The sequence below is a fragment of the Bradyrhizobium sp. genome, assembly GCF_047605465.1.
Taxonomy (GTDB): Bacteria; Pseudomonadota; Alphaproteobacteria; order Rhizobiales; family Xanthobacteraceae; genus Bradyrhizobium.
In genome coordinates this window covers 1-13,618 of sequence record NZ_JASGFS010000054.1, presented here as the reverse complement: position 1 = coordinate 13,618, position 13,618 = coordinate 1, and the positions used below count along the sequence as shown (strand labels likewise).

Annotated in this window: 13 protein-coding genes; 7 read left to right on the top strand and 6 right to left on the bottom strand. The window is 65.1% G+C overall.

Annotated features, from left to right (window positions below):
- Positions 1-34: 34 nt before the first annotated feature.
- Positions 35-487 carry a MarR family winged helix-turn-helix transcriptional regulator gene (locus QM712_RS28205; RefSeq protein WP_415026431.1) on the bottom strand — a complete coding sequence of 151 codons (453 nt, stop codon included), beginning with the start codon at positions 485-487 and terminating at the stop codon, positions 35-37.
- A 239-nt stretch (positions 488-726) separates the two neighbouring features.
- Here QM712_RS28205 and QM712_RS28200 point away from each other — a divergent pair, with 239 nt between their 5' ends.
- A complete protein-coding gene (locus tag QM712_RS28200; RefSeq protein ID WP_415026430.1) occupies positions 727-1,290 on the top strand; it encodes a hypothetical protein in 564 nt (187 codons plus the stop codon).
- 208 nt (positions 1,291-1,498) lie between these two features.
- Here the strand turns inward: QM712_RS28200 and QM712_RS28195 are convergent, their stop codons facing one another.
- A complete protein-coding gene (locus QM712_RS28195; RefSeq protein ID WP_415026429.1) occupies positions 1,499-2,674 on the bottom strand; it encodes a patatin-like phospholipase family protein in 1,176 nt (391 codons plus the stop codon).
- Positions 2,675-2,939: 265 nt separating this feature from the next.
- On the opposite strand from QM712_RS28195, the gene QM712_RS28190 reads away from it, so the two are divergent.
- The 3 genes from QM712_RS28190 (at position 2,940) to QM712_RS28180 (ending at position 6,278) form a co-directional block, all read left to right on the top strand.
- Positions 2,940-3,722: an acetoacetate decarboxylase gene (locus tag QM712_RS28190; RefSeq protein ID WP_415026428.1), complete on the top strand. Its 783-nt coding sequence runs from the start codon at positions 2,940-2,942 to the stop codon at positions 3,720-3,722.
- A 113-nt stretch (positions 3,723-3,835) separates the two neighbouring features.
- Positions 3,836-4,852: a transporter gene (locus QM712_RS28185; protein ID WP_415026427.1), complete on the top strand. Its 1,017-nt coding sequence runs from the start codon at positions 3,836-3,838 to the stop codon at positions 4,850-4,852.
- 82 nt (positions 4,853-4,934) lie between these two features.
- Positions 4,935-6,278, top strand: a complete 1,344-nt coding sequence (locus QM712_RS28180; RefSeq protein WP_415026426.1) for a carbohydrate porin — start codon at positions 4,935-4,937, stop codon at positions 6,276-6,278.
- Between the two features lie 22 nt (positions 6,279-6,300).
- On the opposite strand, the gene QM712_RS28175 is transcribed toward QM712_RS28180, so the two are convergent.
- The 3 genes from QM712_RS28175 to QM712_RS28165 all read right to left on the bottom strand — a co-directional run bounded on the left by QM712_RS28175 (position 6,301) and on the right by QM712_RS28165 (position 9,990).
- On the bottom strand, positions 6,301-7,602 hold the full coding sequence (locus QM712_RS28175; protein ID WP_415026425.1) for an MFS transporter: 1,302 nt from the start codon (positions 7,600-7,602) through the stop codon (positions 6,301-6,303).
- Positions 7,603-7,714: 112 nt separating this feature from the next.
- Positions 7,715-8,911 carry an acetyl-CoA C-acyltransferase gene (locus tag QM712_RS28170; RefSeq protein ID WP_415026424.1) on the bottom strand — a complete coding sequence of 399 codons (1,197 nt, stop codon included), beginning with the start codon at positions 8,909-8,911 and terminating at the stop codon, positions 7,715-7,717.
- Positions 8,912-9,219: 308 nt separating this feature from the next.
- Positions 9,220-9,990 (bottom strand): enoyl-CoA hydratase, encoded by a 771-nt coding sequence (locus QM712_RS28165; protein ID WP_415026423.1) that lies wholly within the window; start codon positions 9,988-9,990, stop codon positions 9,220-9,222.
- Between the two features lie 148 nt (positions 9,991-10,138).
- Here QM712_RS28165 and QM712_RS28160 point away from each other — a divergent pair, with 148 nt between their 5' ends.
- Both QM712_RS28160 and QM712_RS28155 read left to right on the top strand, forming a co-directional pair.
- Positions 10,139-10,672: a PaaI family thioesterase gene (locus QM712_RS28160; protein WP_415026422.1), complete on the top strand. Its 534-nt coding sequence runs from the start codon at positions 10,139-10,141 to the stop codon at positions 10,670-10,672.
- Positions 10,673-10,736: 64 nt separating this feature from the next.
- Complete coding sequence (locus QM712_RS28155) at positions 10,737-11,366, top strand: TetR/AcrR family transcriptional regulator (protein ID WP_415026421.1); 630 nt, start codon at positions 10,737-10,739, stop codon at positions 11,364-11,366.
- 86 nt (positions 11,367-11,452) lie between these two features.
- On the opposite strand, the gene QM712_RS28150 is transcribed toward QM712_RS28155, so the two are convergent.
- Positions 11,453-12,361 carry a LysR family transcriptional regulator gene (locus QM712_RS28150; RefSeq protein WP_415026420.1) on the bottom strand — a complete coding sequence of 303 codons (909 nt, stop codon included), beginning with the start codon at positions 12,359-12,361 and terminating at the stop codon, positions 11,453-11,455.
- A gap of 99 nt (positions 12,362-12,460) precedes the next feature.
- Between QM712_RS28150 and mmsA the strand changes: the two genes are divergently transcribed.
- Positions 12,461-13,618: CoA-acylating methylmalonate-semialdehyde dehydrogenase (gene mmsA / locus QM712_RS28145; RefSeq protein ID WP_415026419.1), on the top strand; the 1,158-nt coding region annotated here is incomplete at its 3' end.

The window sequence follows — 13,618 nt, the reverse complement described above, 5'->3', positions numbered from 1 at the left end:
TTTCAGCCGAAGGGCGTGCGCAGCAGAGGCCGCGTCAATCTTCGACGAGCCGTTTCAACAAGCCGACCGCGGCGGCGAGGTCCTGCTGTTCTCGCGCCGACAGCCGCGCCGCGATGGTCCGCGACAGCCAGTCCTGCCGCGCGGCGCGGCCGGTGCGCAGCCGCTCGCGGCAGGCGTCGGTGAGGGACATGATGGTCTGGCGACCGTCGTCGGGATCGGGCGCTCCACGAACCAGACCGGCGGCTTCCAGCGCAGCGATCGCCGCGCTCATCGACTGCGGTCGCATCCCTTCCGATCGCGCCAGGCCGGACACGGTCGCAGGACCGTCCTTTTCGAGGCGAAGCAGCACCGCGACCTGGGACGGGGGCAGGTCTTCGCGCTGGCCCTGCTCGCGAAGCCGGCGCTTCAACTTCCCAATCAGCAAACGAAGATCCTCAGCGAGCGCGGATGTCCGCGCCGCGCCGGCATTGCCCGGTGAATGGCTCATGTGGACCCGTCTAGCATATATGAAGGTAGACTGTAAAGTTTAGCTTCGTAGCTTAGCTGTAGAACCGGTGGGTCCCACGGCCAGCTTCGAGCCTGGGCGGTGCGTCCGGCCGAGCCGTCTCGCGTGGCAGGCGCCTCGCCCAAATCCAGCCATTTTCGGCCCCGGTTCAGGCCCATTTCGGCCAAACCAATGTTGGTTGCTGGCGACCGGGGCGGGACCCTCCAGCTTGGAGTCCTGCAATGATCGAGCGAGTTCTTTCTGCGTGTTTCTTCGTTGTTGTCAGTGTTGTTGCCTCGGAGGCGCGGCCTTACCGCATTGCTCAAGCGCCTGAATGCAACGTCACCATGCCCTGCGACTTCTCGTATTCGCAGACGCGCCGCGAGCGGCCTTCCAGACATTCGTTGCAAGCCTATCGCTCGGCACAACTGACCGTGACGCCGGCAGGCGGCGGCGCCACTACTCCTACCACCACCACTGTGGTGAATGTCGCCGGCGAGCGGATCATCGGCGGTCGTCCGGCCGGTTGCCCATCGTCCTTCTGCGGCTGCGGCGCGGCCCTGCATGTGTTTGGTCATATTGTTCCGGAATTGAATCTCGCGTCGAACTGGCTGCGCTTTCCGCGCACGTCGCCGGCACCGGGAATGGTCGCGGCGCGGCGAGGCCACGTCTTCGTGTTGGAGCAGCCTCTCGGAGGCGACATGTGGATGGCGTATGACGCCAACTCGGGCGGTCATGCCACGCGCATGCACGCGCGTTCAGTGCGAGGCTATACGATCGTCAATCCGCGCGGCGCGGTGACCTGAGGAGAACGGTCGGCATCGATGCGTGGCACTCCGCAACGCGCCCTTTGACGGGCACGGCATTGCCGGCTTGCGGAGTGTATGCATGATCGATTAATGCCGCTGTTTTGCCCGACGTGTCAAATCATGTGAAGGACGCGTGCGGAGCCGGCCGTCGTTCGCCGGCTACTGTGCATGGGGTTGTTTTCGTGTTTTTTGCGGAGAGCGCCCCTTACGCGCTCTCCGTCTCCCGGTGCACGTCGTGCACCACCAGCCCCATGCCCTGGTCCGGCATCTTGATCCAGTCGCGGCGCTTGAGGGTGCGCTTGGTGTCCTCGTAGCCGCTCGCCCAGTGCTCGCGCATCGAGGTGCCCGAGAACTCGTGGTCCTTGGCGTCGCCCTCATAGGCCTTCTGCTGGTAGATCAGGTGCAGGATCGCGATCTCCGGCATGTTGCGCAGGCTCATCTTCAGCTTGCGCTCCTCGTCGGAGAGCTGCTCTTCCGGCATCTTCGCCAGCGCCTTGTAGAGCAGGACCTTGAGGTTGTGCGTGCGGCGGTAGACGTCGGTGTTGTGGCGCGTGCGCGAGGAATACATGATGTCCTTGTGACGGGCCATCACGTCCTGGATCGAGCGCGGCAGCACGCCCCGCGCGCTGAACAGGTCGACCTGGAACACCAGCGAGTTGAGGGCGTCCTCCTGGTCGAGCAGATGCTGGAGCGGGGTGTTGGAGACGATGCCGCCGTCCCAGAAATGATCGGTGCCGATCCGCACCATCGGCAGGGCCGGGGGCAGGGCGCCGGAGGCCATGATGTGCTCCGGCTCGATCTCGTCATGAGCATTGTCGAAATAAATGAAATTGCCGGACAGCACGTTCACCGCGCCGACCGCGAAGCGGATCTTCTTCTCGTTGATGAGGTCGAAGTCGACGAGTTCGAGCAGGCTGTCGCGCAACGGCGTGGTGTCGTAATAGCTCGTCGCGGTCCTGGCGCCGACGGGGCTGAACCAGGGATTGACCTGATGCGGGGTGAAGAAGCCCGGCTGGCCCATCGCCGACGTCATCCACGCGCTGGTGAGATTGCGCCACTGGCGGAAGATGTCGCCGTCGGGCGTGTAGTGCCAGATCTTGCGGTTGGTGATGCGTTCCCAGAAGATGCGCAGTGCATCGAGCCGCTTCTCCGGCTTGTTGCCTGCGATGATCGCGGAGTTGATCGCACCGATCGAGACGCCGCAGACCCAGTCCGGCTCGATGCCGGCTTCGTGCAGCGCCTGGTAGACGCCGGCCTGATAGGCGCCGAGCGCGCCGCCGCCTTGCAGGACGAGGGCGACGCGATCGCAGCGCTCCGGCCGCCAGCCTCGTGAGCTCGGCTGATGTGTCTGATGTGTCGGTTGCGACGTCCGGGCGTCCATGGCGGTGCCTCCCTGCCGCATGATCTGGAAAGTCTCAGGGACGATCATGCTCCAATACCGTCCGAACGATTGCGGCGCGCGGTGACGGTGTGATGACAAAGGCGGCGCCGATGCATCGCTTGCATGCAGGCCACCGCAGCCGGAATGGCGGGGGTCGCGGGTCTGACGAAAATCCTTCACATCGCAGTCAACGAGGAGGGTTAGCAATCCGGAGCGAGCTGAACGCTGCCGGGCAGGCATCACAGACATCACACAGGAGACAGCGATGCGCAGGGAAGACGTGCTGAGACTTCCGTCCATGCCGGCCGCAGGACCGAGCTATCCGGCCGGCCCCTACCGCTTCGTCAACCGCGAATTCCTCGTCATCACCTATGAGACCGATCCGGATCTGATCTGCGCAGGCCTTCCCGAGCCGCTGGAGCCGATCGACCAGCCGATCGTGCATTACGAATGGATCAAGATGCCGGACTCCTCCGGCTTCGGCAGCTACACCGAGTCCGGTCTCGTGATCCCGGCGCGCCTGCATGGCGAGGAGGTCAATTTCGTCTCGCAGATGTATCTCGACGACGATCCGCCGATCGCCGCCGGCCGCGAGATCTGGGGCTTTCCCAAGAAGTACGCCCATCCGAAGCTCGAGATCGTCAAGGACACGCTGACGGGCACGCTGGAATATGCCGGCCAGCTCGTCGCGATGGGCACGATGGGCTACAAGCACGAGAGCATGGCCGGCAACGGCGATCTCACCCGTGCGACGCTGTCGAAGACGCAGGTGAACCTGAAGATGATTCCCGGCGTCGACGGCCGGCTGGAGGTCTGCCAGCTCGTCGCGATCAACCTCGTCGACATCGTGCCGAAGGGCTCCTGGATGGGACCCGGCCGGCTGCATCTGGTGCCCCATGTCAACGCGCCGGTCGCCGATTTCCCGGTCCGCCGCTGCATCGGCGCGCATCACTACATCGCCGACCTGACGCTGCCGTTCGGCCGTGTGGTGCATGATTACATCAGGGAAGCCGAGGTGACGGCCGCGACGGGGCTGGCGGCCGAGTAGGGCGCCTCGCCATCATCAAACTGTAACACTGGCGTAATTGAGTACCCGCGAGAGATCCGGAGGAGGCTTTCAATGGCCCCCCGGATATGGGCTGCATTGACGTGGGGTTGGGCATGGCCGAGCCGGCAAAGCTTGTCAGCGCGATATCGAACGCCGAACTCGCCATTCCCGGCCTGGTCTGGGCCTTCCGTCTGCACGGCGACGGCAGCGCGGAGCCGTTGCCGATCGACCAGCCGATCGAGTTCAGCCATGACGGCCGGCTCTGGCTGCACTTCAACCTCACCGACGCGCGCGTGCGGCCGTGGATCGCGGCCTCGCAACTGCCGTCGCTCGCGCGGGAATTGCTGCTGTCGAACGACACGTTCCAGCAGCTTCATGTCATCGACAACTGCGTGTACGGCGTGTTCTCGGACCTCGTGCGCGATATCGAGAGCGCGACGGAAGAGACCGCATTCCTGCGCTTTGCCATGACCGAGCAACTTCTCGTCAGCGGCCGTCATCAGGCGCTGTGCTCGGCCGATGCGACCCGCCGGGTGCTGGAGGGCGGTTACCGCGTCGAGTCGGTTGCGACCTTGCTCGAAAAGATCGTCGACGAGGTTGCCGACACGCTCGACCGGATGGTCGACAAGCTCGGGCACGAGCTCGACGACATCGAGGAACGCATCCTCGCAGACGAGGCGAAGCCGCTGATGCGGCGCAATCTCGGGCGGCTGCGTCGGACCTGCGTCAGGCTGCACCGACAGCTCACCGGCCTGCGCGTGCTGTTTCACCGCCTCGATCAGAAGAACGTCGATCATCTGACGCCGGCCCTGCGGATCCGGGCCGGCAAGCTCGCTCAACGGCTCGACGGGCTCGATCACGACATCGTCGAGCTCAGGGAGCGCAGCCGCCTGCTCGAGGAGGAGCTGCGCTTCAAGAACGAGGAGGAGACCAACGCCCATCTCCACCGGCTGTCGATCGTGACGACGCTGCTGCTGCCGCCGACGCTGGTGACCGGCATCTTCGGCATGAACACCAAGGGCCTGCCGCTCACCGATGTCGACGAGGGGTTCCTCTGGGCGGCCTTGCTGATGGCCACGTCGGTCGGTGCCGCCTATCTCTTCATGCGGCGCACCGGCATTTTCAAATAGCGCATGCCAGCCGGTATCGACCGTGAGTGGGACTGCTCGAAAATCCCTGTTGCGAGGCGCTTCTGCGATTGTCGTGGCGTATATGGCGGCAAGCACCGGCGCGCTCGCCGGCGCGAAGGACGAGAGCGCGGCCGACTGGCTGTTTCCAAAATGGTTCAACGAGTGGCATGACGGGCTCGCCGACAAGGGGCTGAACTTCGGCGCCACCTTTATCGCCGACAACATCGGCAACGTCTCGGGCGGCGTGGCGCGTGGCGCCATCCATTTCGGTCGTCTCGATCTGTCGGTCGATGCCGATCTCGACAAGCTCGTCGGCTGGACCGGTGGCCGCTTCTACGCCAATGCCTTCGTGATCTACGGTCGCGGACTGACGCGCAACTACGTCTACAATCTCGCCACCATCAGCGAGATCGAGGCCTTGCCCGACCAGCGGCTCTACAATGCCTATTTCGAGCAGAGCTTCTTCAACGACCGGCTGAACATCAGGGCAGGCCAGCAGGCGGCCGACGTCGAGTTCTTCGACAGCCAGACCGACGACCTCTTCATCAACGGAACTTTCGGCTGGCCCGCGATCAAGGCCAGCAATTTGCCGGCCGGCGGGCCCGCGCCGCCGATCGCCGTGCCCGGCATTCGGATCAAGGCCGCATTGTCGGACTGGATCACCGCCTATGGCGCGGTGTTCAACGGCGATCCGTCGGGGCCGGGCGATGCCGATCCGCAATTGCGCGATCATCACGGCCTGGCGTTTCGCGTCAACGATCCGCCCTGGCTGATCGGGCAGGTGCGGTTCAATTACGACATCGATATCGGCGGCCGCTCGCTTGCCGGCAACATCACGCCTGGCGCCTGGAAACACTACGGTTCGTTCGACAGCCAGCGTTTCACTGCAGAGGGGTTGTCGATCGCCGATCCCTCCGGCACCGGCATTCCGGCGAAGCTCCGCGGCAATTACGGGCTGTTCGCGGTGATCGAGCAGGTGCTTTATCGCCCGCCGGAGGTCAAGGACAACACCACCTCGGCCTCGATCCCGGGCGTCACCGCCTTCGGCCGCATCGCCTACAGCCCGCCGGACCGCAATCTGATCGACCTTTATCTCGACGGCGGCATCGGCTTCGTCGGCTTCGTTCCGGGTCGTCCGCTCGACCGGTTCGGCGTGGCGGCGGCGTACATGCGGATCTCGAACACCGCGCGCAACCTCGACATCGACACGCAGCTCTACACCGGCGTCGACAGCGCGGTGCGAAGCAAAGAGACGCTGATCGAGATGATCTACGAGGCGCACATCAAGCCGGGCTGGCTCGTGGCGCCTTATTTCCAGTACGTGTTCCGGCCCTCCGGCGGCATCCCCAATCCGAACGACCCGACCGGGACGTCGCGGATCGGCGATGCCGCGGTGTTCGGGGTGACCACCACGATCAGGTACTAGGGCCGGCCTAGGCCGGCCCGGATCACGCCCGCGCTTGCGCCATGGTTGCCTGCGGCTTCGGCTGACGCGACAGCGCCAGCACGATCAGCGAGGCGAATATGCAGAGCGCACCGGCGACGAAGAAGGCCGGCAGATAGCTCGACAGCAGCGTTCGGGACAGGCCCGCGCCGAACGCGGCGGAGCCGGCGCCGAGCTGGTGGCCGGCAAAGATCCAGCCGAACACCAGATTGGCGCGCTCAGCTCCGAATTTCTGCGCGGTGAGGCGGACCGTCGGCGGCACGGTCGCGATCCAGTCGAGTCCGTAGAACATCGCGAAGATCGACAGGCCGTAGAACGAGAAATCGCTGAACGGCAGGAAGATCAGCGAGAGTCCGCGCAGCCCGTAGTACCAGAACAGGAGATAGCGGTTGTCGTAGCGGTCCGACAGCCAGCCCGACATGATGGTGCCGAAGAAGTCGAAGATGCCCATCGCGGCGAGCAGGCTCGCGGCCTGGACCTGCGGGATGCCGAAATCGAGGCACATCGGGATCAGGTGGACCTGTACGAGGCCGTTGGTCGAGGCGCCGCAGACGAAGAAGGTCGCAAACAGGATCCAGAACGCGCGCGACTTCGAGGCGTCTCGCAGCGTGCCGAGGGCGACGGCGGTGATCGAGCCGTGGCTGACCGGCGGGGCGGGGAGCGGCTCGGTGCCTTCGTCACCGAAAGGACGCAGGCCCACATCGCTCGGGCGGTCGCGCATGATGAGCAGGACCGCAAGCGCGGAGACGCCGAGCATGATGCAGACGAAGCCGAGCGCCAGCCGCCAGCCATAGTGGTCGGTGAGGCTCGCCAGCAGCGGCAGGAACACGAGTTGCCCCGTGGCGACGCTCGCGGTCAGGATGCCGATGACGAGGCCGCGCCGCGCAGCGAACCAGCGCGTGGCGATGGTGGCGCCCAGCACCAGCGCGGTCATGCCGGTGCCGATGCCGATCACGACGCCCCACAACAGCACGAGCTGCCACACTTCGGTCATGCCGAGCGAGAGCACCAGGGCTGAGACCACGATGAGCTGCGCGGTGAGGGTGACGTTGCGCAGGCCGTAGCGGTTCAGCAGGGCCGCTGCGAAGGGCGCCATCAGCCCGAACAGGATGAAACGGATCGACAGCGCCGAGGAGATCTGCGCCGTGCTCCAGCCGAACTCCTTCTGCAAGGGAACGATGAAGACGCCGGGCGCGCCGACCGTACCGGCGCTGATCAGCGCGGCGAAGAAGGTCACGCCCACCATCACCCAGCCGTAGTGGATGTTGCGGCGGCCGAGGGTGGCCGCGAGCCAGTTCGAGATCATTGGGCCTCAATGTTGGTTGGCGAACCCTCAGGGACTCGCGTCATCGTTGGACTTTGGCACATCAAGGGGAAGTCTGAAATGACAGACTTCCCTCAATTCAGGACATTGCGGATCAGTGCGAGAGGCGCTCGACCGCGATCGCGGTGGCTTCGCCGCCGCCGATGCAGAGCGCGGCAACGCCGCGCTTCAGGTTCTGCGCCTCCAGCGCATGCAGCAGCGTCACGATCAGCCGCGCGCCGGTGGCGCCGATGGGGTGGCCGAGCGCGCAGGCTCCGCCGTTGATGTTCAGCTTGTCGCGGGGAATGCCGAGATCGCGTTGCGCGGCCATCGCCACGACCGCGAATGCCTCGTTGATCTCGAACAGGTCGACGTCACCGACGCTCCAGCCGACCTTGTCGAGCAACTTGCGGATCGCCGGGATCGGAGCGGTGGTGAACCATTGCGGTTCCTGGCTGTGCGTGGCGTGACCCTTGATCACGGCGAGCGCGGGCAGCCCGTTGTGATCGGCGAGCGAGCGCTTCGTCAGCACCAGCGCCGCCGCTCCGTCGGCATTCGCCGAGGAGGCCGCCGGCGTGATGGTGCCGTTGGCGCGGAACGCGGGCTTCAATCCGGGAATCTTCGCGGGATCGACCTTGAGCGGATGCTCGTCATTGGCGACCAGGCGTGGCCCGGCTTTCTCGATCAGCGTGATCGGCGCGATCTCGGCCTTGAAGGCACCGCTCTCGACCGCCTTGCGCGCGCGGCTCAGCGTTTCCATGGCATAGGCGTCCTGATCCTTGCGGGTGAACTGATAGGCTTCCGCGGTCGCCTCGCCGAAATCGCCCATGGAGCGGCCGGTCTCGTAGGCATCCTCCAGGCCGTCCATCATCATGTGGTCGATGATGCGGTCGTGGCCTGCGCGATAGCCGGCCCGCGCCTTCGCGAGCAGGTAGGGGGCGTTGGTCATGCTCTCCATGCCGCCGGAGACCACGATGTCCGCCGAGCCGGCGCGAATGATGTCGTGCGCCAGCATGGTCGCCTTCATGCCGGAGCCGCAGACCTTGTTGACCGTGGTCGCACCGGTCGCATCGGGCAGGCCGGCGCTACGCGCCGCCTGTCGCGCGGGTGCCTGGCCCTGGCCGGCGGGAAGCACGCAGCCCATGAAGACCTCGTCGACCTTCTCCGGCGCAAGCCTGGCGCGCTCCAGCGTTGCGCCGATCACATGGGACCCGAGCTTGTGCGCGGCCAGCGGCGACAGTTCGCCCATGAAGCGGCCGAGCGGAGTACGGGCGGCGGAAACGATGACGACGGGATCTGAGGCTTCGGCCATGATGGAACTCCCTGCGTAGATGCGTTTGTAAGATTATGATCATCATATGATGCGGCGCAAAAAATGCAACCGAGCCACGCATGAGAAATTGTCGTGGCTCGGATGAGATTTGCTCGTTCCATCGGAGGATGCTGTGAGGCAGGTAGCAGTCGCGGTCTCACATGACGCGTCATCGCCCGACCTGGTCGGGCGAATCGAGTCTTCCAGAGACCGCCGTGACCGAAGCGATCGTTCCGCGGTGCTCTGAATGCTCCGCCCCAGTGCGGGCCCAAGAAGGCGTGCCCGTTGGGCTTGTCCGCTGAGGCTGCCTATCGCTTCCTGTTGACGAACGCCTGCATCAGTTGCGTCGGTTCATCCGTCAGGAACGACTGGCCGAACACCTTGACGCTCAGGTTCACGGATTCCGTCAGCGGCAATTCCTCCCACTGCCGCAGCAGCGCCTTCTGCGCGCGCAGGGCTTCGGGGCCGCATTCGAGCAGCATCTTCACGACCTGCTCGACGGCCGTGTCCAGTCCGCCCTCCGGCGCGACCCGGTCCACCAGTCCCCAGGCCAGGGCCGTCGGCGCATCGATATTCTCCGCCGTCATCACCAGCCAGCGCGCGCGGGCCCAGCCGATCAGGCGTGGCAGCAGCGCCGCGTGGATCACCGAGGGAATGCCGACGCGGACCTCCGGCATGCCGAAATGCGCATCATGCGCGGCCACGCGGACATCGCAGGCGGCAGCCACTTCCAGCCCGCCGCCGAGGCACCAGCCCGGCATCCGCGCGATGACGGGGGCAGGGAACGCCCGCACGGCCTCGCAGAGATCGCGCAGGCGGCTGATGAAGGCTTCCGCCGAAGTCTGGTCGAGCTTCGCCATCTCCTTGATATCGGCGCCGCCGATCATGCTTTTTTCGCTCTCGCCACGCAGCACAATCACGCGGATGCTGCGGTCGGCGGCAAGCCGTTGCAGGCCTTCGCGCACGGCATCGGTCACGGGCGAACCCAGGATGTTCAGTGGACCGGCGTTGCAGATCGCGACGTGGACGACGCCGCGCGCGTCGCGCGTCACGCCGCAATGATGGTTGAGCATTTCCATGGCGGGTTCTCTGGGTTTCGTGGACGCGCGCAGGACGCGTTGGCATCACTTCCGGGCTGAAACGCATCGCTTGTCAAGCGTTGGCGCGAAGAGTTGCCAGCGTGAAGTCCGCGATATAGCATGACGTATGTCATATAATGAGGCCGCCATGACCGATCCCGATCAGCCCGACCTGTTTTCACCAGCGCAGCGGCGCGAGCGCGTGGTGGATTGGCAGGTGCCCGCGCCGGTTGCGAAGGTGGCCATGGGGCTTTCCGGCATGGACGCCATGCTCGGGATCCGAGACGGTCGCCTGCCTCCGCCGCCCTTCGCCAAGCTGATCGGCTTCGTCATGGCCGTGGTCGAGCCCGGCCGCATCGTGATGGAACTGGAGCCGCGCGAGGACCTCGAAAATACCATCGGCCTCCTGCACGGGGCGACCGCGGCCGCGCTGATCGATACCGCGATGGGCTGCGCCATCTCGACCCGGCTGGAGGCCGGCCAGAGTTCGGTGACGCTCGACCTGAAGATGACGTTCCTGCGCCCTCTATCGGTCCGTTCCGGGCTGATCTCGGCCGAAGGTAAGATCATCAAGTTGGGGCGCCAGACCAGCTACACCGAAGGCTTCGTGCGTGACGGCAAGGGGGCTCTCGCAGTGCACGCAACCGCGACCTTTTCGATGATCGGCAACAGCTTAACATGAATTAATGCACCCAGCGGCGCGTTTGCGTGTTATGAAATGACTTCCGACATCCAATGAGATCCGAATGCGGTATTCCCGGGAACACAAGCAGGAAACTCACGACCGGATCGTGAAAAAGGCCTCCGTGCGGCTGCGCGAGAAGGGTGCCCACGGCATCGGCGTCGCCGACCTCATGAAGGAGGCGGGTCTCACGCATGGCGGCTTCTATGCGCATTTCGATTCCCGCGAGGCGCTGGTGATCGAGGCCTTTGCCTACGCGATGGACCGCTCGATGGAGCATTGGCGCAAGATCACCGACGAGGTGTCGCCGGAAAGGCGCCTCGCCCTGATCGCGGATGCCTATCTTTCAGCGTTGCATCGCGACAATCCCGGCCACGGCTGTTCGATCCCCTCGCTCGGGGCCGAGATCGCTCGCGAGAGTCCGAAGACACGCAAGGCATTCGCCGGCAAGCTCGACGAGATGATCGAGATGATCGCGGATTTCATTCCCAATGTGCCGCGCAAAGCCGCGCGCAAGCAGGCGATCGCGACGCTGGCCAGCATGGCCGGCACGATGCTGCTGGCGCGGATTGCCGGCTCGAGCGACCTGTCTGACGAGGTCCTGAAGGCGGGCAAGGACGGCGCGCTCGAAGGCGCGCGCCGCGAGCCGGCAAAGCCTGCGGCGGCGAAGAAGCCGCGCGAAAAGCAGAACTAGCTGGAACGACCCGCACGGGACCTCATCCTGAGGAGGCCCCGAAGCGATCGTCTCGAAGGATGCTGCGGGCGAGATTTTGGCCGCGCTCACCGCCCCGCGAACAACGCCCGGTCGCGATCCACGATCTCCCCGATGTAGTCGGCTACGGCCCTGATCCGTGCCAGATCCTTGCTGTCGGCGTGCATCAGCATCCAGAAGGTGCGCGTGATCGAAACCTCGTCAGGCAGCACCGGGACGAGCTGCGGATATTCGCTTGCCATGAAGTGCGGCAGCACGGCGATGCCGAAGCCGGCTAGCGTCGCGTTGAGCTGGGCGATCAGATTGGCGCTGCGAAGGCGCGCGGAAATGCGCGGCGAGACCTGCGGCAGATAGTCGAGTTCGGGAGTGAACAGCAACTCCTCGATGTAGCCGACGAAGCGGTGCTGCGGCAGCATCTCGCGCGAGGCGATCCGCGGGAAGCGGTCGAGATAGGCTGGCGCGGCATAAAGTCCCAGGCGGTAGTCGAGCAGCTTGCGGCCGACGATGCGGCCTTCCTTCGGCATGGTCAGGCTGATCGCGATGTCGGCCTCCCGTTTGGAGAGGCTGAACAGCCGCGCGGTCGCCACGAGTTGCAGATCGAGGTCGGGATACCTGTCGGCGAAAGGGGCAAGCCGCGGCGCCAGGAACGCGGTGCCGAACCCGTCCGGTGCGCCGATCCGCACCGTGCCAGTCAGCCGCGCGACCGATCCGCCGACCTGCTCCTGGTTGGCCACGATGGTCGATTCCATCGCCTCTGCGCTGTCGGCGACGCGCTGGCCAGCTTCGGTCAGCAGGTAGCCGGTCTTGCGCCGGTCAAACAGCTTGGCCGAGAGGTGCTTCTCCAGCCGGTCGACGCGGCGGATCACCGTGGCGTGGTCGACGCCGAGCTGCTTTGCGGCAGCCGATACCGAGCCGCCCCGTACAATAGCCAGCACGAAGCGGAAGTCGTCCCAGTCGATCGCGCCTTGATCCAGCATTTTCGCACATCTATGGTGCATTATCTCAGACTTGAATACTACAAAATGCAGGTCGATAGGATTTGTCAAAGCGATCGAACCCGATCCTGGGAGGATTTTATGCGCGCAGTTGGACACTTCATCGGTGGCAAGGAGGTCAAGGGGACCTCGGGCCGTACCGCCGACGTCTTCGAACCGATGACCGGAGACGTTCAGGCCAAGGTGGCGCTGGCGTCGAAAGCCGAAGTTCGCGCGGCCGTTGAAAATGCCCGCGCCGCTCAGCCGGAATGGGCCGCGACCAATCCGCAGCGCCGCGCGCGCATCATGATGAAATTCCTGGAGCTGGTGCAGCGCGACTACGACAAGCTCGCCGAGCTCTTGGCGCGCGAGCACGGCAAGACCGTGCCGGACGCCAAGGGCGACATCCAGCGCGGCCTCGAAGTGGTCGAGTTCGCTTGCGGCATTCCGCATCTGATGAAGGGCGAGTACACCGAAGGTGCCGGCCCCGGCATCGACATCTATTCGATGCGCCAGCCGCTGGGCGTCGTTGCCGGCATCACGCCGTTCAATTTCCCGGCGATGATCCCGATGTGGAAGTTCGCGCCCGCGATCGCCTGCGGCAACGCCTTCATCCTCAAGCCGTCCGAGCGCGATCCCGGCGTGCCGATGCGGCTCGCTGAATTGATGATGGAAGCGGGTCTGCCGGCCGGCATCCTCAACGTCGTCAACGGTGACAAGGAAGCGGTCGACGCCATCCTCGATGACCCCGACATCAAGGCCGTCGGCTTCGTCGGCTCCACGCCGATCGCGCAGTACATCTACGAGCGCGCCGCCCAGACCGGCAAGCGTTGCCAGTGCTTCGGTGGCGCCAAGAACCACGCCATCATCATGCCCGACGCCGACATGGACCAGGCGGTCGACGCGCTGATCGGCGCCGGCTACGGCTCGGCCGGCGAGCGCTGCATGGCCGTCTCCGTCGCCGTGCCCGTCGGCAAGACCACGGCCGACCGGCTGATGGACAAGCTCATTCCGCGCGTCGAGAGCCTGAAGATCGGCACCTCGATCGATCCGTCGGCCGATTACGGTCCGCTGGTCACGCGCGAGGCGGTCGAGAAGGTCAAGAACTACATCGACATCGGCATCAAGGAGGGCGCGACGCTCGCCGTCGACGGCCGCGGCTTCAAGATGCAGGGCTACGAGAAGGGCTTCTATCTCGGCGGTTCGCTGTTCGACAACGTCACCAAGGACATGCGGATCTACAAGGAAGAGATCTTCGGC

What these genes read in the sequence shown, in the direction of transcription:
- QM712_RS28190 (WP_415026428.1), top strand. Translation starts at nt 2,940, where the DNA reads ATGCGCAGGGAAGACGTGCTGAGACTTCCGTCCATGCCGGCCGCAGGA.
- QM712_RS28165 (WP_415026423.1), bottom strand. Translation starts at nt 9,990, where the DNA reads ATGGAAATGCTCAACCATCATTGCGGCGTGACGCGCGACGCGCGCGGC.
- QM712_RS28195 (WP_415026429.1), bottom strand. Translation starts at nt 2,674, where the DNA reads ATGGACGCCCGGACGTCGCAACCGACACATCAGACACATCAGCCGAGC.
- QM712_RS28150 (WP_415026420.1), bottom strand. Translation starts at nt 12,361, where the DNA reads ATGCTGGATCAAGGCGCGATCGACTGGGACGACTTCCGCTTCGTGCTG.
- QM712_RS28155 (WP_415026421.1), top strand. Translation starts at nt 10,737, where the DNA reads ATGCGGTATTCCCGGGAACACAAGCAGGAAACTCACGACCGGATCGTG.
- QM712_RS28180 (WP_415026426.1), top strand. Translation starts at nt 4,935, where the DNA reads ATGGCGGCAAGCACCGGCGCGCTCGCCGGCGCGAAGGACGAGAGCGCG.
- QM712_RS28175 (WP_415026425.1), bottom strand. Translation starts at nt 7,602, where the DNA reads ATGATCTCGAACTGGCTCGCGGCCACCCTCGGCCGCCGCAACATCCAC.
- QM712_RS28185 (WP_415026427.1), top strand. Translation starts at nt 3,836, where the DNA reads ATGGCCGAGCCGGCAAAGCTTGTCAGCGCGATATCGAACGCCGAACTC.
- QM712_RS28205 (WP_415026431.1), bottom strand. Translation starts at nt 487, where the DNA reads ATGAGCCATTCACCGGGCAATGCCGGCGCGGCGCGGACATCCGCGCTC.
- QM712_RS28170 (WP_415026424.1), bottom strand. Translation starts at nt 8,911, where the DNA reads ATGGCCGAAGCCTCAGATCCCGTCGTCATCGTTTCCGCCGCCCGTACT.
- QM712_RS28160 (WP_415026422.1), top strand. Translation starts at nt 10,139, where the DNA reads ATGACCGATCCCGATCAGCCCGACCTGTTTTCACCAGCGCAGCGGCGC.
- QM712_RS28200 (WP_415026430.1), top strand. Translation starts at nt 727, where the DNA reads ATGATCGAGCGAGTTCTTTCTGCGTGTTTCTTCGTTGTTGTCAGTGTT.